The organism is Rickettsiales bacterium (assembly GCA_041396965.1).
Taxonomy (GTDB): Bacteria; Pseudomonadota; Alphaproteobacteria; order Rickettsiales; family SXRF01; genus SXRF01.
In genome coordinates this window covers 21,087-39,981 of the sequence record JAWKXN010000001.1, presented here as the reverse complement: position 1 = coordinate 39,981, position 18,895 = coordinate 21,087, and the positions used below count along the sequence as shown (strand labels likewise).

Below are 18,895 nucleotides of genomic sequence, written 5' to 3'. Positions count from 1 at the left end.
ATGTGATAGTGATAATGCGTTTTTTACTGGTTTTAGGATTATTCGCTTTTATATCTGGATGTTCTATTCCAAGTGAAGATAGATTTATAATTAAAAAGCAAGATTTTCAACAGCTTAACGGTTGGGATTGGCAAAATCATTTAGCCGCTTTGCACAGCTTTAGGAAATCATGTGTTGCTTTAAGTAAGAAAGCCCATCCCGCTACAGTGATAAGTAACATTCGTATAGACGCGGAAATATGGCAAGATTTATGCACGAAAGCTGAAAAAGCTCAAAATGCTCAGGAAGCTCAAAGTTTTTTTGAGGAAAATTTTATTCCTTATAGAGTGTTTAATAATGACAGTTATGAGGGAATGTTCACAGGTTACTATGAGCCTATTTTGTCTGCTTCTTTGAGGAAAACAGCGAGATTTAAGTATCCTGTTTATGCTCTTCCATCAGAGCTTGAGACAGGAAAATATGATAAGAGTAACCCTTATTACTCAAGACAGGAAATAGAAGAAGGGGCTTTGAAAGGCAGAAAGCTGGAAATATTATGGACAGATGATCCTGTGATGCTGTTTTTTATGCAAATACAAGGTAGTGGCAGAGTAAAGTTACGAAATGGCGAGGAACTACAAATTGGTTACGCCGGAAAAAATTGGCAGCCTTACGTTTCTTTGGGTAAGGTGATGATAGAAAAAGGCTTGCTTACTAAAGAGGAAGTTAGTCTATTTTCAATACGTGACTGGTTATATAAAAATCCCGAAGAAGCTTCGGAGTTAATGCGGAGTAATCCTTCCTATGTGTTTTTCAGGATTATTGAAGGAAAAGGAGCTGTAGGGTCTATCGGGGTTGTTCTTACGCCTTTTTACTCAATAGCGGTGGATAATAGATATATGCCATATGGCTTACCTGTTTATATACAGACAAAAATTCCGTTAGTTGGTGATAATACGGATAGTATAGATAAGGTAGATAATATTTCTTTTAACCAACTAACTATAGCGCAGGATACGGGAGGAGCTATAAAATCGCCGATACGCGCGGATATATTCTTTGGAGCTGTCAGTAGAGCCGAATATATGGCTGGGAATATGAAAAATTATGGTAGTTATAGTTTGCTACTGCCAAAGAGAGTTTCTGTTGATGCTTCTATCGTTAAGCAGTAGCGTCATGAATAGAAGAGATTTGGATAAGGAAGAGCGGGAATTATGGAAACAAATTGTAAGTAACACTAAGCCGCTTGGCAAAATTAAGAAAAAGATATTCACCCATATTCCTGATAAGAAAAATCCGCCTTGTAATAAAATTCATGCTAGTAGTATAATTGTTAAAGATGATAATATTTTTAACTCAAATATGTATGAATTGGTTAATTTAGTTAGTAATAAACAACAAATAAAAAATGTAAAAAAACTAAATGATTATAGTGGGATAGATAAAAATACTCTACAGCGTTTTCGTAAAGGCAATATGATAATTGACGCTAGAATAGATTTACATGGTTTAACTGGAGAGTTAGCTTATAATAGATTATCTCTTTTTATAAATGAGCAAATTGAAAAAAGAAGTCGTTTTTTATTAATAATAACCGGTAAAGGAAAAGGCATATTAAGTGGAGTGATGCCAGATTGGTTGGAAAATATAGATTTGGGTGATAATATACTGGCTATCGATAAGGCGCAGCCTAAACATGGTGGACATGGCGCTTATTATATATTGCTGAGAAGGCAAAGAAAATACTGAGTGAAATCACTATGGATTATGAGAAATCACATATATTAGTAATAGATGATGATGATCGTTTGCGTTTATTGCTTAGTAAATATCTGACAGACCAAGGATTTATGGTAACATCAGCAGCAAGCGCATATGAGGCTCGTAAAAAAATGGTCGCTTTTACTTTTGATATTTTAGTACTTGATATAATGATGCCTGAGGAAACTGGATCTGAGTTTATAATGTCATTGGATAAGGAACGACCGCCAGTTTTAATGCTTTCCGCCATGTCAGAAGCTGAGGATCGTATCAATGGCTTAGAGATGGGAGCGGAGGATTATTTAACCAAACCTTTTGAGCCTAAAGAGCTAGTGCTTAGGATACGAGCGATTTTACGCCGTACTTTAAGCAATCAGGAAAAAACGCAAATGGCGATATTTGGAAATTTCTCTTTTGATCTCACTAATTTACGACTTACAAAAGATGATGAGATTGTTTACCTTACCTCTAACGAGTCATTAATGCTTAAGGCGCTGGCTGAGCAGGCGGGAAATCCGGTGTCACGTGATGAGCTTTCTGGGATTAATACCGGTAGTGGTGGTGAGCGTAGTATAGATGTCCAAATGTCAAGATTGCGCAAAAAAATAGAGGAAAATGATAGTAAGCCGCTATATTTACAAACAGTACGAGGAGCTGGGTATGTTTTGTACGCGCAGCTTAGAAGTAATATTTGATAGGAATTTTAGTTTGGGAATTTTACAGATGAGCAAGGCTTATATACCTAAAAATTTATTTACTAGAGCTTTGCTTATACTGGTACTACCTACTTTATTTATTCAGATAATTACCGCTTATATATTTTTTAATCGGCACTGGGATAATGTCGCGCGTCATATGTCAAACTATCTAGCTGGGGAGATCGCTTTTTTGGTGAATAGGCTGGATGCGGATGTCGTTTCTAATAGACAGCTATTAATCAAAGAATTTAGGAAAACAACCGGTATTAACGCTTTCTTTGAGCCTAAGGAAAGTTTTGTTAGTCAGGAGGCTTCGGATGATTTTATAAAATTTCAGAATTTGCTCGCCTCAAAAATTGATAATAAATTCACCGTAAAAAGGATTAATGACGCTGATGATATTGAGATACATATCTTATTTACCGATGAATCATTAAAATTAGTAACTAGTATCAAGCGTTTAGAAAGCCGTACAACTACTATATTCATCGCTTGGACAATGGGAGCTTCCTTACTATTTTTATTAGTTGCCATTTTATTTTTAAGGAATCAGATAAAGCCAATAACTAGACTAGCGCTTGCCGCTGATAATTTTGGTAGAGGGCTTGATACTCCTAATTTCCGTCCACATGGGGCTATGGAAGTGCGTAAAGCGGCAAGGGCTTTTATTGTCATGCGGGAACGGATAAGAAGGCAGCTAAAAACGAGGACTGATATGCTTTCGGGAATTTCGCATGACCTTAGAACACCGCTTACACGTATGAAGCTTCAACTTGCCATGTTGCCGAAAGAGGTAGTAAACCGCTCCGATATGCGGGAGGTTATTTTTGAGCTAAATGATGACGTACAACAAATGCAGCATATGATACAGGAATATTTAGATTTTGTGAGTTATGAAGGTAAAGAGGAGGTGTTAAGCCTAGATTTAGGGCAGTTCTTAGAAGATATTATAAATGATTATAGACGTATGAAGCAGGAAGTGAATTTTGAGAATAGGTCGGAGAATGTAATCAATATAGAATTGCGAATAAGCCCATGCCGTCGTATGTTGCATAATCTAATTGATAACGCGTTACGTTATGGAAAAAGTTGTAAAGTAGGGTTACGTAAATCTGGTAGTTACGCTGAAATAACCGTAGATGATGAAGGTAGTGGTATACCTAAAGAAAAAAGGGATGAGGTATTCAGACCATTTAAGCGGCTTGAACCTTCACGTAATAGTAAGACAGGTGGTGTGGGGCTTGGTCTTACCATCGCTCGTGACATAGTTCTTACTCATGGTGGGAGTATAGAATTGCTTGACTCACCGCTTGGTGGGCTTAGAGTATTAATTCGTTTGCCGTTGTAGGTATTTGTTAGGGTTATAAAAATATTATAGGTTGTAAGAGAAAAAATGGCACTTTTTTTATTTCGTTTTTATCCGGTTTTACTACCGCTTTTGATATATTATATCTGGCTTTATTTTATGCGCCGAAAAGCCAGAAAAAATGGTGATAAAATACCCCAGTTTCGTGACGGTCCCGTATTTTTATTATTAATCTCTAGTCTTGTTATCGCTATATTATGTTTTCTGTTTATAGCTTTTTCCACTGAGGGTAAGAAAGGTAATTATATACCACCACATATGGAAGGAGATAGCTTGATTCCAGGTCAGATTGTACCATGAAAATTAAGAACTATTGGTTGTTAATGCCGCAGACTGCTAAGCTAATAGAGGCGTTTTCTGATAAGTCAAATTCATTTAGATTTGTTGGAGGCTGTGTTCGTGATTGTATCATAGGAAAGAAGGTTACGGATATTGACGTCGCGACGAGTTTGCTTCCTGATGAGGTTATAAAGCTATTGGGAGAATCAGAAATAAAAGTAATTCCTACAGGAATTAAGCATGGGACGGTGACAGCGGTAATAGATGATAAGCATTTTGAGATTACCACTTTGCGAAAAGATGTGTCTTGTGATGGTCGTCATGCTGAGGTTGAGTTTTCGGATAGTTGGCAGGAAGACGCGAAGCGGCGTGATTTTACCATAAATGCTCTTTATCTGTCGGTTGATGGGGATTTATTTGATTATTTTGACGGCGCTGGTGATTTACAAAAAGGACAGATAAAATTCATAGGAGACGCGCGCGCGCGTATTGTTGAGGATTATCTTAGGATATTAAGGTTTTTCCGTTTTTATACTTATTATGGAAGTAATAAGGTGGATGCAGAAGCACTAAAAGCCTGTGCTGAATATGCTGAAAAGATTGATAGTGTTTCCGGTGAAAGAATAAGGGATGAAATGATAAAGATACTTTCCTCTGATAAGGTTTTTCGGACGCTTGAACTGATGCAGGGCAGCGGTGTGTTGTATAAGGTTTTAGGGTTTAATGTACGGATAGAGGATAATATTGAAAGAGTAAATTCTGACTTTCGGTTGAGGGTTGCTTTGTTAATAATGTCAGCAGACGTTGGGTTGGAAAAAGCATTCGGGATTTTATCACGACGTTGGCGATTATCGAATTCTACGAGTCAGGAGATTTTTACTCTTATTACTCACGTCTATGATATAAAACCAGACGTTGACACAGCAGAACAGAGGAAGCTTATAAGAAAATTCTCAAAAGAAATATTTTTCCTGCTGGTACGTTTAAGAAAGGCACTTGATAAGGATGCTTACGCCAAAAGATATGACGATATGATTGATTTTGTCAGAAGCTGGCAGATACCGGTATTTCCGGTTGGAGGCGATGATTTGAAAGAACTTGGTATGGTAGAAGGTAAAGAAATAGGCATAATATTGAATAATCTAGAAAAAATGTGGGAAGATAGTGATTATCAACTCACGAAGGAAGAGCTTATTGAGGGGTTAGGAAATAGAGGTTCGTGATTAGGGAACAAGAAACTCGTTAAGTCAGACCAAGTGAGCTGTCAGCCAGCGAAGCTATGGGCATATAAAAGATCCTTTGGTTATGCTTGGGATGACATTGTCATTCCGACTGAACGTAAGCGAATGGGGGAATCTTTGAAGGAATTGGGAACAAGAAGCACGACCGGCAGATCGTGTGAGCCTTGAGCATTATAGTAAATTGCCTTTATTTTTCTCCACAAAAATAAAGGCATCTCGCTTGCTATACGGCGTAAAACCAACTTGTGTAATTCTTACCACAAGTTACTATAGCTTTCTCGTATGTCTCATGTGCCACAGTAGGCAACACGAGCTCTCAGCAATGCCTTATGAGATTTTCAGTAGAAAATCTCAGAGGTGAATATATTTTACTATCGCAATATCTTCTTTTTGCCGAGAAGATAGAGAGTTATAAGTCCGGGTAAGCAAAGAATCGTTGAGAAGATAAAAAACCATTGCCAGCCAATTGTTTCAACTACTCTTCCTGATGGGCTGGATAGCCAAGTGCGTCCAAAAGCGGAAAATGAGCTAAGTAGCGCGTATTGGGTGGCGGTAAAATGTAGATTTACGAGACTACTCATAAAGGCGACAAAAGCGGCTGTTCCCATTCCGCCGCTTATATTCTCCATTGATATTGAGAAAGTGAGGAAGAGTTCGTCAGCCCCCACCTTCGCCTGCGCTACGAATATCAGGTTGGTTATAGCTTGTAATATTCCACATATCCACAGAGATCTCATTATACCGATACGGTTTATTAGCGCGCCACCGATAAAGCTGCCTACGATGGTAGCGATAACGCCATAGAGTTTGGCTATAGTCGCTAGTTGCTCTTTATCAAAACCGATTTTTATTAAAAATGGTCCTGTCATTACTCCCATAAAAGCATCGCCAAGCTTGTATAGTAATATGAATGATAAGATGACTAGCCATGCTTTGCGTTGTGTGAAATCAACAAATGGTTGTATGACATGCTCTGTAAACCAGCTTTCTTTTTTAGGCTGATTATTTTCTTCCTCGTTTACGATTTTTGGCTCACCGCCCACTAGTAAGGCAAACCATGATATTGGTATAAGCAGAGCCATTATCAGGTAAGTCATTTCCCAGCCGTAATATTTCGCTAGGTAAAGAGCTCCGGCTCCTGATATTATCATTCCAAGTCGATAGCCAAGAACAATCATCGCTGCCCCTGCCCCTTGCTCTTTCTGGTCTAGTATCTCTATACGGTAAGCGTCAATTACAATGTCTTGGGTGGCTGAGGATAGAGCCATAAGCAGAGCGAGAATAGCTATAGTGAATAGTTGCTCTGTGGGATTACACATACCGATAGTAATTAATATTGTTATTAGTAATAATTGGGTTAGGATAAGCCAACTACGTCTTCTGCCTAGCAATTGGTGGAGTATTGGTATTTTTATTCCATCAATTAGTGGTGACCATAAAAATTTCAGTGTGTACGGAGTTCCGGCTATGGCGAACAGTCCGATAGTTGATAGATCTATTTCAGTTTCGGTAAGCCAGATGGAAAGAGTTGAGCCACTAAGAGCTAGTGGTAATCCACTTACAAAGCCAAGAACAAGTATTACTAAAAGCTTTGGCTTTAGGTATATTCCAAACGATGTTATATATGATTTAAGCGACAAGGGCATCGAGCGGCTTTTGGCTTCTCGCGCCGAGCTGAGTTATAATTCTACCGGCGCATTTATTGCCTAGTTCGGCGCAGTTGAGCAAATCCCAACCTCTGGAGACACCAAACAAGAATCCACTAGCATATAAATCTCCAGCTCCGGTTGTATCAACAACATTATGTATTTTTTCGGCAGGAGCGGTCTCTATGGTATCTTCGGTTACTACGATACTGCCCTTTTCGCTGCGAGTTATAGCGGCTATTTCTATTTTGCCTTTTATTTTCATTACGGCGTTATCAAAGTCATCAGTTTCGTAGAGAGCTTTTATTTCATCCTCATTGGCAAATAAAATATCTATATCATTATTTACAAGTCCCAAAAACTCATCCCGATGACGTTGTACACAGAAAGTATCAGATAAGGTGAAAGCTACTTTTTTATTATATTGCTTAGCAAGAGTTATGGACGAGCGGATAGCGGATTTCGCGTCCTCTGTATCCCATAGATAACCCTCTATATAAAGAATTTTAGAGTTCGCTATAAGCGCCTCATCATTATCAAGTTCTGATACCAAGCTACAAGCGCCAAGATAAGTCATCATAGTACGCTGTGCGTCTGGTGTTACGCAGATCATACAGTGAGCGGTCGCCGCGCCGTCAGTTGCCGGAGTGCTTTCAAAATAAACACCAATAGCGTGTAAATCATGGGTGAATATCGCGCCAAGCTGGTCATTTTTTACTTTGCCGATAAAAGCGGTTTTCGCGCCAAGTGAGGCAAGTCCGGCTAGTGAGTTGGCGACCGAGCCACCGGAACATTCGGTGGTTTGACCGAGATTTCTATAAATTTCCCTAGCACGTTGTTCATCAACTAGAGTCATACTGCCTTTGGTAAGATTATTTTCCTCAAGAAATTTATCGTCGGTAAAACTTAATACATCAACGATAGCGTTACCAATTCCTAGTACGTCAAATTTGTTGTTAGTGTTTTGATTATTGCTCATAAAATTTCCTCGCTTTTTCTAATCCTTCGACAGTATCTACTCCTAGAGGTACGGTGTCAACAATTGAGGCGTATATGTTCATTCCGGCTTCTAGGGCTCTTAATTGTTCTAATTTCTCACTCCTTTCTAGCGGGCTTGGTGGTAGCAAGACAAATTTTTCCAGAGCTTTTCTACGATAAGCGTAAATTCCGATATGGTGATAAAGCTCTCCTTGCCCATGTGGTATGGCAGCGCGTGAGAAGTACAGGCAACGCCCATTTTTACTCATAGCGATTTTTACCACAGCTGGGTCGGTTTTTTCGCTCTCATCAGTTATTATAGCGGCGAGGGTCGCTATATCAGTATCTGGGTTTTTTAGCACTTCAAAAACATTGTTTATTATGTTTGGGTCAATACAAGGCATGTCGCCCTGAACATTGATTATTATTTCATGCTTCGCTTCTGGGTCTATATTAATAAGTGCTTGATGTATTCTGTCTGAACCAGAAGGTAGGTCTTTATCGGTTATTATAGCTTCAAAACCAGAATTTCTTACTACTTCCGCTATTTTATCTCCATCACAAGCGATTACTACTCTACCTATATTTGCCTGACTCGCGCGCTTTGCTACATGCACTATCATTGGTAGATTACCAATTAGCGCTAATGGTTTATTTGGCAGACGAGTCGATGCCATTCTGGCTGGTATTATTATTATTGGATTCATGGTTGTGTTAATTCAGTGCGGTTATATTTTAATTAAATATTCTAAATCTTCCTATTGAATAGATAACTTTGCTATACTATAAAGGCAACTGATTATTATAGTCAGTAAATGTATTCACGTTACAATTTATAGCTTGTTTGCTACGGTAAATCACTGTTTGTAGGGAGCTTTGGTGATGGTTTTGATTGTAGATTATTAAAACTGAGTAGACTGCTATATTTATGAAATTTTGGAGAAGTCTGTTATGTCTGGTGGTAATTTAGAGTTTAATAAGATTGCGGCGTCTGTATTACTCGCTGGGATTATAGCCATGGTTTCTGGTATAGTAAGTGAGGGTCTGTACGCTGGTAGTGGTCATGAAGCTGGTCATGACGGCAAAGAAAAGCGTGGATATGTGGTAGCTGGTGCGGAATCAGCGGGTGATAGTAGCTCTGGAGTCGCTAAGAAAGAAGAAAAGCCGGTTGATATAGCTCAGTTTATGGCAAAAGCTGACATTGAGGCTGGTAAGAAGCTAGTTAAGAAATGTACGTCCTGTCACAGTTTTGACAAAGGTGGTAAAAATGGTGTTGGTCCTAATCAATGGGGATTGATGGGTAGTCATTTTGCTCATAAGGAAGACTATAACTATTCAGCGGCTCTAGAAGGTCTAAAGGATAGAAAATGGACAGAGCAGGCTGTGTCAGATTTCTTAACTAACCCTAAAAAATATATTCCTGGTAATAAAATGTCCTTCGCTGGTATAAAAAAGCCTCAGGATAGGGCGAATTTAATAGCATATTTGAACACTTTGAAGTAATATATCGGTAGTTAAGCCTTATATCTGGCTGGATTACTTAAAATATTAATATTAAGAGGTGTTTATGTTGCTTGATCCGATATTCGTCTGGCTAGTTCTTGGTATATTATTTTTAATAGGCGATAAGCTTTCCGGTAAATACGGATTTATATATGCTTCTTATTCAGCGTTTTTTATAGCAGCTTGTGTTTTGCTTGGGATTATGAGCCCAGGTAACGCCTTGCCCAATATAATTTCTCAAGTACTGATGTTTTTTATAACAGCGGTTGTTTTTTGGTATTTATTCCGCGAGGATCCAAGCAAGGTAAATAAAGAGGATAAAGAGGTGTATAAAGAGGTTATTGGTCAGGTTGTTGAGGTGGCTGATGATGGTCTTAACTCTATAAGTGGTGGTGAGGTTAAGTGGAAAGATAAGCTTTATCCGGCACGTCTTGGCGGTGATGTTGATGGTGGGACTCTTGATGCTGGTACTAAAGTCTTGGTTCAAGAGGTAGTAAGTGATACTTTTATCGTCATATTAAGGAAAGAGGAGTAATCCACGCATGGATTTTGATATAAATTATATTATGGTTCTTTGGTTCGCTATAGGTGTTTTTTTGGTTGCCGCCGAGCTTACATTTACTGGCATAAACTTTATTTTCCCGGGTCTTGCGGCAATTACGGTTGGTTTGCTTCTTAATTTTTCTCTAATTCCTAATGAAGACTATACTCTGCAACTGGTAGTTTTTTCAGTCGCTACCATAGGTTGGGTTTTTGCTCTTTGGAAGCCTATAAAAAATCTTGATTTAAGAGGTAAGAATAAAACATATGATAATATAGTAGGTAAAACCGCTCTGGTGGCGAAGAATGGCTTGAATAAGGAAAAAGGTGGCGAGATCGTTTGGTCGGGTGCCATTATAGAAGCTGAACTTGTACGTTCTTCTGATGGTGATAATCTTAAGGAAGGTGATTCCGTTATTATTAAGGAGATACAAGGTAATAAATTTATCGTTACCTCAAAATAAAATACCTAAAAATTAAAAGGAGAAAACATTATGGGAACTATAATCGCGATTGGTGTTATTGCTATAATCGTTTTATTCAATGTTGTAAAAGCGGTTCCTCAGCAGCAGGCATGGATTGTTGAGAATCTTGGTAAATTCAACCGTAAATTAGAACCTGGTCTTAATTTTATTATCCCTTTCGTACAAAGGATAGCTTATAAGCATTCGCTTAAAGAGATGGCAGTTGATGTTCCTGAGCAGGCGGGTATTACCAGTGATAATGTGACTCTTAATCTTGATGGGGTGCTTTATATAAGGATTGTAGATCCGGTTGAGGCTTCTTATGGTGTGGCGAATCCGATACAGGCGGTACAGCTACTTGCGCAGACAACAATGCGCTCAGAAATTGGTAAATTATCGCTGGATAAGACATTTGAGGAACGCGAGAGTCTTAACGCTAACATCGTAACCGCTATTAATCAGGCGGCACAAAGCTGGGGTGTTCAGTGTATGCGCTATGAGATTAAAAATATTACTCCTCCGAATTCAGTGCTTAAGGCTATGGAACTGCAAATGGCAGCGGATAGGCAGAAAAGAGCGACTATTTTAGAATCAGAAGGTTATAGGCAGTCACAAATTAACCGTGCTGAAGGGGAAAAGCAGGAGGTTGTTCTTGAGTCAGAGGCGGCGATGATAGATCAGGTTAATAGAGCTAAGGGTGAGGCAGAAGCTATTTTAGCGGTTGCGGAGGCTACGGCTAAGGGAATTGACCTTATCGCCCAGTCTATTGTTAAAACCGGTGGTAGTGAGGCGGTATCTCTGAAAGTGGCGGAACAATACGTGAAGGCTTTTGGCAATCTCGCTAAAGAGGGTACTACCGTATTACTTCCGGCTAATGCTGGTGACGCTGGCTCTATGGTAGCACAAGCACTTGCTGTATTTAACTCTATAAAAGATAAATCTTCATCTGGAGCTAGTACAAAAGGTCCATGGGGTGGGAATAATAATGGCTAAAGCTAGGGATGGTTTAAGAATTTTTGGCTTTGGTTTATTTGCTTCCTGTTTTTTATTATCTAATTCAGCTATATCGGCTCCTTCTTACTGTATCTCGCTTTATGATGAATGTAAATATAAGGAGGGTTTTACTCATTTTGAGTATGTAAATCCCGCCGCTCCTAAGAGGGGTGAGGTAAGGTTGGTTGAGACGGGTACTTTTGATAATCTTAATCCTTTTTTGCTTAAAGGAGTAAAAGCTCCGGCGATTGATATAATTTTTGATACTCTTATGGTAGCGTCTAAAGATGAGCCACAGACTATGTATGGTTTGATCGCGCAAACAGTTGATGTTGCTGATGATAATTCTTACGCTGAGTTCGTACTTAATAACAAGGCACGATTTCGTGATGGTAGTCAGATAGTAGCGGATGACGTAGTTTTTTCCTTTAATAGCTTAGTGGAAAAAGGCAGTCCGGTTTATAAAATAATGTTTGCCGGTGTGAAAGAGGTAAAAAAAATAGCTGATGACAAAGTTAGGTTTGTTTTCAGTGATACACAAAATAAAGAACTTCCGGTTTTAGTCGCATCTCTTCCGATTCTTTCCAAGAAATATTATCAAAAGGTAGATTTTGAGAAGACTACGCTTGACTCACCGCTTGGTAGTGGAGCTTATAAAGTTAAAAATGTGGAGCAGGGCAAAAGTATAACTTATGAGCGGGTTGAAGATTATTGGGCAAAGGATTTGCCGGTAAATAAAGGGCAGTATAATTTTGATATAATCCGTTATGATATGTATCGTGATGAGAATGTGTCACTGGAAGCGTTAAAGGCTGGCGCGTATGATTTTCGTAGAGAATATATAGCGCGTAACTGGGCGACCGCTTATGATGCTCCGGCGATAAAAGATGGTAGGATAATAAAAAAAGAAATTCCTGATAATACGCCGCAAGGTATGCAGGCTTTTGTTTTTAATACTCGTCATGATAAATTTTCTGATAGAAGAGTGCGTGAGGCTATAGGTCTTTCCTTAGATTATGAATGGGTAAATAAGACTATTTTTTACGGAGCTTATGTTCGTAATAAAAGTTTTTTTGAAAATACTGAGTTTGAGTCACAAGGTGTTCCAAAAGAAAAAGAGTTAGAATTACTTGAGCCGTTTAAGAATAAATTGCCGCCAGATTTATTTACCAAGCCTTTTGCTAATCCGGCAACTGATGGTTCAGGGAACGCCAGAAAGAATTTGGTTAAAGCTAAAGAACTTTTGGAACAAGCTGGTTGGACAGTAAAGGATGGTAAAAGAGTAAATAGCAAGGGGGAGCTGCTTACTATTGAGGTAATGCTTCGCCAGCCGACTATGGAGCGGGTGATTGCCCCGATGAAGAAAAATCTGGAACGTCTTGGTATAGATACTAAGATTCGGATGGTGGATGACGCGCAATATCAGAAGAGACTGGATGAAAGTGATTTTGATATAGTTTCTATCTGGATTAATCGTGGAATATTTTTCCCTGGCAATGAGCAGGTCTCTTTGTGGCACTCGACGCAAGCTGATATTAAAGGTAGTAATAATCTTGCTGGTCTTAAGAATAAGGTAGTTGATAGTTTGCTAGATAATCTTATCTCAGCAAAGGATAAGGAGTCTTTTGTCGCTTATGGACGGGCTTTAGATAGGGTATTATTGTGGGAACATGTGGTGATTCCGCACTGGCATTCTAATTCTTATCGGGTGGCTTACTGGGATAAATTCGCTATGCCAAAGATAACTCCGAAATATGATATGGGGTTTTTTACATGGTGGATTAAGGAAGAAAAATAATTTTTCTGGCTGGAGGCTGATATGCGCTTTCTTTTATTTTTAGTCGTTTTTATGTTTCTATTTCCAACCGGTTCGTGGGCGGAGTGTAGTGTTCGTCCGTTAACCGACGCTGATATTGAGGATCCAGTACCATACGTTGCGACATTTAAGGCAGTTATAGAGAAAATAATTCCTGATAATTTTAGTATAAAAACAAAGCCACACAAAGGTTTTCATTTACAGTTAAAGATCAGCAAAGTTATGCAAGGAAATGTGAAGTCAGGTGATGTGCTAACTATTTTTTATGGTGGTTGCCATGATTTGCCTGGTAAGGTTGGAGATGAGATAAATGTTCTAACATTTCAAAAAAAATATGTGGGATGGATAGCTCCGCAAATCTGGTATCGGAAAAGTGAGCTTGGTATGTAGATGCTGAGGTTTGATAACGTTTTATATGACCGATATTACTGTATGTAAGAAATATAAGGAGAACATTATGCGTTTTTTATTATTAATTATTTTCACTGTCGTACTATTTCCACTCAACGTATTGGCATGTCCTATGGATGTTCCTTCTGTTAAAGACAGCGATATTAATAATCCACCATCTGGTATGATAGCTTTCAAGGCAGTTATAGAAAAAATAATTCCAGATAAACCACAAACAAACGCGAAACCTCATGATGGTTTTAGTCTGTTACTAAAAATTACTAAAATTACCCAGGTAGGCAGCCTGAGTGGTGGTGAGATAACTGTTGAATATGGTGGGTGTCATAATTTGCCAGGAGATATTGGTGATGAGATAAATGTTCTGGCACGAAAAAACAAAGAAAATAAATGGTACGCCCCACAATTTTGGACAAGAAGTAAGTGATTTCAGTAGGAAATATAAGCGAGATCTAAGGTTAGGAATTGGGGAATTGAAGAATAGAGGAATTGAGTATATAAAATTCCCTAATAAGTAATTCATAACCTACTGATCACTATCCTATGACCAACTATATAATCCGCCGTTTGCTTATGATGATTCCGACTTTGTTTGGGATTATGGTAATTAACTTTATTATTGTACAAATTGCCCCCGGTGGACCGGTCGAGCGGATGGTTGCTCAACTTACTGACATTACTTCCGGTCATATGACCAGCCGGATAAGCGGTAATGGCTCTGATGTCGCGGCGAAAAGCGGCATGGTATCGTCTGCTTCCGAGTCGTTATATCGTGGTGGTCAGGGGTTAGATCCAGAGATAATAAAACGGATTGAGAAGATGTATGGCTTTGATAAGCCGCCTGCCGAGCGTTTTCTGCAGATGATGGGTAATTATTTGCAGTTTGATTTTGGTGAGAGTTTTTTTCGCAGTGAGAAGGTTACGGATTTAATAGCTGAAACTTTGCCGGTTACTATATCGCTTGGTTTATGGACGACCATTCTGGTTTATCTTATTTCTATTCCGCTGGGCATCCGCAAGGCGGTAAAAGATGGTTCAGCCTTTGATACATGGACAAGCTGGGTGATTATAACCGGATATGCTATTCCCAGTTTTTTATTCGCTATATTATTGGTGATATTATTCGCTGGCGGTAATTATTTCAGTTGGTTTCCGCTGCGTGGCTTGGTCTCTGATAATTGGCGGGAGCTTTCTTTTTTCGCTAAGATAACGGACTATTTCTGGCATATAACGTTGCCAACAATCGCCATGGTGATAAGTGGTTTTGCCAGCCTTACCATGCTTACCAAAAATTATTTTTTGGAGGAGATAAAAAAACAATATGTGCTTACCGCCCGCGCTAAAGGGCTTTCAGAAAAGCAGGTTTTATATGGTCATGTATTCCGCAATGCTATGTTGGTTATTGTCGCTGGTTTTCCAAGTGCCTTTCTAGGGATATTATTTACCAGCTCGCTGCTTATAGAGATTATATTTTCGCTTAATGGGCTTGGCTTACTTGGTTATGAGGCGATAGTCGGGCGGGATTATCCGGTAATATTCGGCACGTTGTTTATTTTCACTCTGCTTGGTCTGATTTTTAATCTGATTGGCGATATTGTATATACACTGATTGATCCAAGAATTGATTTTGAACGGCGGGAGGTTTAGGTTTGATTGTATCTTCAGAAAAATTTATTCCCCATAGTTTGGAGCATCTCACAGAAAATAGAGTGTTTCCCTCACCGCTTCCTGAGAGTTTTTACGATAAGATATGTAGAGAATATTTTGAAATTAGCGATGTTATAAGCTCAAGGTTTTTTTATGAAAGTGATGGTTTTAAGGTAAGTGGTATTACCGCTTTTCCTGCGGAAATAAACAATGGTTCCCATCCGATTCTTATTTATAATCGTGGCGGTAACAGGGAGTTTGGTAAGCTTACGGTGCTTTCTGTTATGCGCTCTATGCTTCCGTTCGCAAGGGCTGGCTATCTTGTTTACGCTTCCAATTATCGGGGAAATGATGGTGGTGAAGGAAAAGAAGAGTTTGGAGGAGCGGATGTAAATGATGTATTAAACCTTGTTGAAATCGCTAAAAAAAATCCGGCATGGGACGGCAGGAATATCTTTATGCTTGGTCATTCACGTGGTGGGATGATGAATATTCTTTCCATGCGTGATGGTTTGTCGGTAAACGCGGTAGTTTCTATCGCTGGAGTAAGTGATTTACGGCAGGCTGCGGATAACCGTCCTATTTTAGAAGAACAGGTTTATAAAAAAATTATTCCTAATTACCTAGAAAATCCAAAAAAATTACTAGAAGAACGCTCAGCGATTTGTCATTTAGAAAATGTTTCGGCTCCGGTATTGTTAATGCATGGTACCAAAGATGAAGCCGTACCGATGATTCAGTCACAGGACATGGCAGAAAAACTTTCAGCTCTCGGTAAGGAGCATGATTTGATAATTTATGAGGGTGGCAACCATGCTTTGATACGTCATTGGGATGATGTTCTGGACAAAAGCTTGGCGTGGTTTGCGAGGTATAGGATATGAGTATATCCGCTTTATCTCGCCGTCGTTTGGAATTATTTAAGGCTAATAAGCGTGGTTTTATCAGTTTTTGGATATTTCTGTTTTTGTTTGTAATTACCTTATGCGCGGAGCTTGTCGCCAATGATAAGCCGATAATAGTAAAATATAAGGGAGAGTTTTATTTTCCGGTATTTAAGACATATTCAGATAAGGTATTTGGTGGTGATTTCGTAACAGAGGCGGTTTATCGTGATCCTTTCACCGCTGGTGAGATAGAGGATAATGGCTGGATGGTCTGGCCACCTGTGCGTTTTTCTTATAGTACAATTAATTACGATCTTGGCGTGCCTGCCCCCTCACCCCCTTCCTCCGTAAATTTATTGGGTACTGATGATCAGGGGCGTGACGTGTTAGCGAGACTTATATATGGGTTTCGTATTTCGGTATTATTTGGTTTGATACTTACAGTTGCCAGTTCAATAATTGGGATTTTCGCCGGTGCGGTGCAAGGTTATTTTGGTGGATGGACTGATTTATTATTCCAGCGTTTTATTGAGATATGGAGTGGTTTGCCGGAATTATTCCTGCTGATAATTTTAGCGAGTTTTATTACTCCCAGTTTTTGGTGGTTGCTACTCATATTATTATTATTCAAATGGATGTCACTTACTGGTGTGGTACGTGCCGAGTTTTTAAGAGCAAGGAATTTTGATTATGTGAAAGCGGCGCGCGCGCTTGGTGTTGGTGAGTATAGAATAATGATTCGCCATGTGCTGCCAAACGCTATGGTAGCCGCTCTTACCATGATGCCGTTCATTATGAGTGGTGCGGTAACCGCCCTTACCACCCTTGATTTTCTTGGATTCGGACTGCCAGTTGGTTCACCCTCGCTTGGTGAATTATTGTTACAGGGGAAAAATAATCCACAAGCGCCATGGCTTGGTTTTACCGGATTTATCACTATAGGTCTGTTGCTCGTACTAATAGTTTTTATCAGTGAGGCGGTGCGTGACGCTTTTGATCCGAGGAAAGTGATTGGAGGAGGTAAGTGACCTTGCTTAACATAAATAATCTCGGTCTTTCTTTTGGTGATACTCGCATTTTGCGGGATGTGTCATTTTCTATAGAAAAAGGGGAGATGTTGGCGGTGGTTGGTGAGTCGGGCTCTGGCAAGTCACTCACCGCTCTTTCAGCGATGGGATTGCAGCCACCGGAGGCTGAAATTAGCGGTAGTGTTTCCTTTAACGGTGAGGAGTTACGCGCTTCTACTGATTTTAGAACAATAAGAGGAAAAAAAATTAGCATGATTTTTCAGGAGCCAATGACAGCTCTAAATCCACTGCACAGCATTGGTAAGCAAATAGGAGAGATGTTCGCCTGTAATAAGTATGATAAAGAGCGTATTATAAAGTTGTTAGAACAGGTTGGGCTTGAGGAATTTAAGGATAGGTTTGCTGCCTATCCACATGAGTTATCTGGTGGACAGCGGCAGCGAGTGATGATCGCTATGGCGATCGCCAATAATCCCGAATTATTGATTGCTGATGAGCCGACAACAGCGGTTGATGTTACCATTCAGGCGAAGATATTGAAGCTACTTAAAGAGCTACAGAAGTCTCTTAATATGGCGATGATGTTCATTACTCACGATTTAACATTAGTACGTAGGCTTTCGGACAGAGTCGTGGTTATGTATAAAGGTCAGGTGGTGGAGCAGGGAAAAACCGCTGATATATTCGCGAACCCTAAACATGAATATACTAAAAGATTACTCGCTTCCGCGCCTAAGGGAGAGCCTGTTTCGGTCGCTAGTGACTCGCCTTCGGTTATTAGCTGTGAGAATTTAAAGGTTTATTTTCCGATAAAAACCGGTCTGCTCAAACGAACTTCCGGCTATGTAAAAGCGGTAGATGATATATCGCTCAATATCGTCAGATCGTCAACACTTGGAATTGTAGGTGAATCAGGTTCTGGCAAGACGACGCTTGGTTTTGCTCTTCTGCGCTTGATTAAGAGTAATGGGAAGATAGTTTTTTTAGGAAACTCTATAGATAATCTTAAAAGCAAGGAAATTCGGACATTACGCTCTAAAATGCAGTTGGTTTTTCAAGATCCTTATTCTAGCCTTAACCCACGTATGCGAATACGACAAATTATAGAGGAAGGATTGCTGATACATCATCCAAAAATAACTGCCGCTGAAAGGGAGAAGGAGTTGGATAAGATACTAGGTGAGGTAGGTCTTAGTCCTGATATAAAAGAGCGTTATCCGCATGAGTTTTCTGGTGGGCAGAGACAGCGTATCAGTATAGCGAGAGCTATGATACTCAAGCCTGATTTCGTGGTTCTTGATGAACCAACCTCCGCTCTTGATCTTTCCGTACAATCGCAAATAATTGATTTGCTGAAATCCTTTCAGGAAAAGCGTAAAATAAGCTATATCTTCATTAGTCATGACCTTAGAGTGGTACGCGCTATAGCGCAAAATCTTATTGTAATGAAAGACGGAAAAATAGTTGAGGAAGGAAAAACGGCGGATGTTTTTGCTAATCCTAACCATGATTATACAAAAATTTTGATAAAATCAGCGTTTTTAGAATAGTAGGCATCTTATAGTAATTTATGGTTTTTGCCATAAATTGCTATCAAAACCAACTTAGAAAGAGTTGGTTTTGCACCGCGAAGCGAGTGAGATGACTTTGTTTTTCTTACA

At 39.3% G+C, this 18,895-nt stretch carries 20 protein-coding genes; 17 read left to right on the top strand and 3 right to left on the bottom strand.

Annotation, left to right across the window (positions count from 1 at the left end):
- Window positions 1-14 precede the first annotated feature (14 nt).
- From R3D71_00220 to R3D71_00195, 6 genes are read left to right on the top strand one after another with little or no spacing between them, the layout of a single operon-like run.
- On the top strand, window positions 15-1,151 hold the full coding sequence (locus R3D71_00220; protein MEZ5690074.1) for an MltA domain-containing protein: 1,137 nt from the start codon (window positions 15-17) through the stop codon (window positions 1,149-1,151).
- Between the two features lie 4 nt (window positions 1,152-1,155).
- The gene (locus R3D71_00215) at window positions 1,156-1,728 is read left to right on the top strand and encodes a Smr/MutS family protein (GenBank protein ID MEZ5690073.1); all 573 of its coding nucleotides are present in this window, start codon (window positions 1,156-1,158) and stop codon (window positions 1,726-1,728) included.
- An 11-nt stretch (window positions 1,729-1,739) separates the two neighbouring features.
- Window positions 1,740-2,435: a response regulator gene (locus R3D71_00210; protein MEZ5690072.1), complete on the top strand. Its 696-nt coding sequence runs from the start codon at window positions 1,740-1,742 to the stop codon at window positions 2,433-2,435.
- Between the two features lie 28 nt (window positions 2,436-2,463).
- Window positions 2,464-3,786, top strand: a complete 1,323-nt coding sequence (locus R3D71_00205) for an ATP-binding protein (protein ID MEZ5690071.1) — start codon at window positions 2,464-2,466, stop codon at window positions 3,784-3,786.
- A 45-nt stretch (window positions 3,787-3,831) separates the two neighbouring features.
- Window positions 3,832-4,104 carry a hypothetical protein gene (locus R3D71_00200; GenBank protein ID MEZ5690070.1) on the top strand — a complete coding sequence of 91 codons (273 nt, stop codon included), beginning with the start codon at window positions 3,832-3,834 and terminating at the stop codon, window positions 4,102-4,104.
- On the top strand, window positions 4,101-5,306 hold the full coding sequence (locus tag R3D71_00195) for a CCA tRNA nucleotidyltransferase (GenBank protein ID MEZ5690069.1): 1,206 nt from the start codon (window positions 4,101-4,103) through the stop codon (window positions 5,304-5,306). The genes R3D71_00200 and R3D71_00195 overlap by 4 nt, the downstream gene beginning before the upstream one ends.
- A gap of 389 nt (window positions 5,307-5,695) precedes the next feature.
- On the opposite strand, the gene R3D71_00190 is transcribed toward R3D71_00195, so the two are convergent.
- From R3D71_00190 to R3D71_00180, 3 genes are read right to left on the bottom strand one after another with little or no spacing between them, the layout of a single operon-like run.
- Entirely contained in the window at window positions 5,696-6,970 is a 1,275-nt protein-coding gene (locus R3D71_00190; GenBank protein ID MEZ5690068.1) for an AmpG family muropeptide MFS transporter, read from the bottom strand.
- Entirely contained in the window at window positions 6,954-7,949 is a 996-nt protein-coding gene (locus R3D71_00185; GenBank protein ID MEZ5690067.1) for an adenosine kinase, read from the bottom strand. Before R3D71_00185 ends, R3D71_00190 begins: the two co-directional genes overlap by 17 nt.
- Window positions 7,939-8,655: a 3-deoxy-manno-octulosonate cytidylyltransferase gene (locus R3D71_00180; GenBank protein MEZ5690066.1), complete on the bottom strand. Its 717-nt coding sequence runs from the start codon at window positions 8,653-8,655 to the stop codon at window positions 7,939-7,941. Before R3D71_00180 ends, R3D71_00185 begins: the two co-directional genes overlap by 11 nt.
- A 244-nt stretch (window positions 8,656-8,899) precedes the next feature.
- On the opposite strand from R3D71_00180, the gene R3D71_00175 reads away from it, so the two are divergent.
- From R3D71_00175 to R3D71_00125, 11 genes are all read left to right on the top strand, one after another.
- Window positions 8,900-9,451 (top strand): cytochrome c family protein, encoded by a 552-nt coding sequence (locus R3D71_00175; protein ID MEZ5690065.1) that lies wholly within the window; start codon window positions 8,900-8,902, stop codon window positions 9,449-9,451.
- 64 nt (window positions 9,452-9,515) lie between these two features.
- A complete protein-coding gene (locus R3D71_00170; GenBank protein ID MEZ5690064.1) occupies window positions 9,516-9,986 on the top strand; it encodes a hypothetical protein in 471 nt (156 codons plus the stop codon).
- Window positions 9,987-9,993: 7 nt separating this feature from the next.
- A complete protein-coding gene (locus R3D71_00165) occupies window positions 9,994-10,455 on the top strand; it encodes an NfeD family protein (protein MEZ5690063.1) in 462 nt (153 codons plus the stop codon).
- A gap of 30 nt (window positions 10,456-10,485) precedes the next feature.
- Window positions 10,486-11,448: a stomatin-like protein gene (locus R3D71_00160; GenBank protein MEZ5690062.1), complete on the top strand. Its 963-nt coding sequence runs from the start codon at window positions 10,486-10,488 to the stop codon at window positions 11,446-11,448.
- Window positions 11,441-13,246 carry an extracellular solute-binding protein gene (locus R3D71_00155; GenBank protein ID MEZ5690061.1) on the top strand — a complete coding sequence of 602 codons (1,806 nt, stop codon included), beginning with the start codon at window positions 11,441-11,443 and terminating at the stop codon, window positions 13,244-13,246. The genes R3D71_00160 and R3D71_00155 overlap by 8 nt, the downstream gene beginning before the upstream one ends.
- 21 nt (window positions 13,247-13,267) lie before the next feature.
- Window positions 13,268-13,654, top strand: coding sequence for a hypothetical protein (locus R3D71_00150; protein ID MEZ5690060.1), 387 nt, complete (start codon window positions 13,268-13,270; stop codon window positions 13,652-13,654).
- Window positions 13,655-13,721: 67 nt separating this feature from the next.
- On the top strand, window positions 13,722-14,099 hold the full coding sequence (locus tag R3D71_00145; GenBank protein MEZ5690059.1) for a hypothetical protein: 378 nt from the start codon (window positions 13,722-13,724) through the stop codon (window positions 14,097-14,099).
- A 116-nt stretch (window positions 14,100-14,215) separates the two neighbouring features.
- Window positions 14,216-15,319: a microcin C ABC transporter permease YejB gene (locus tag R3D71_00140; protein ID MEZ5690058.1), complete on the top strand. Its 1,104-nt coding sequence runs from the start codon at window positions 14,216-14,218 to the stop codon at window positions 15,317-15,319.
- Window positions 15,320-15,321: 2 nt separating this feature from the next.
- Window positions 15,322-16,203 carry a prolyl oligopeptidase family serine peptidase gene (locus R3D71_00135; GenBank protein ID MEZ5690057.1) on the top strand — a complete coding sequence of 294 codons (882 nt, stop codon included), beginning with the start codon at window positions 15,322-15,324 and terminating at the stop codon, window positions 16,201-16,203.
- The gene (locus R3D71_00130) at window positions 16,200-17,234 is read left to right on the top strand and encodes an ABC transporter permease (protein MEZ5690056.1); all 1,035 of its coding nucleotides are present in this window, start codon (window positions 16,200-16,202) and stop codon (window positions 17,232-17,234) included. The genes R3D71_00135 and R3D71_00130 overlap by 4 nt, the downstream gene beginning before the upstream one ends.
- Window positions 17,231-18,784, top strand: a complete 1,554-nt coding sequence (locus R3D71_00125) for an ABC transporter ATP-binding protein (GenBank protein MEZ5690055.1) — start codon at window positions 17,231-17,233, stop codon at window positions 18,782-18,784. Before R3D71_00130 ends, R3D71_00125 begins: the two co-directional genes overlap by 4 nt.
- Window positions 18,785-18,895 lie beyond the last annotated feature (111 nt).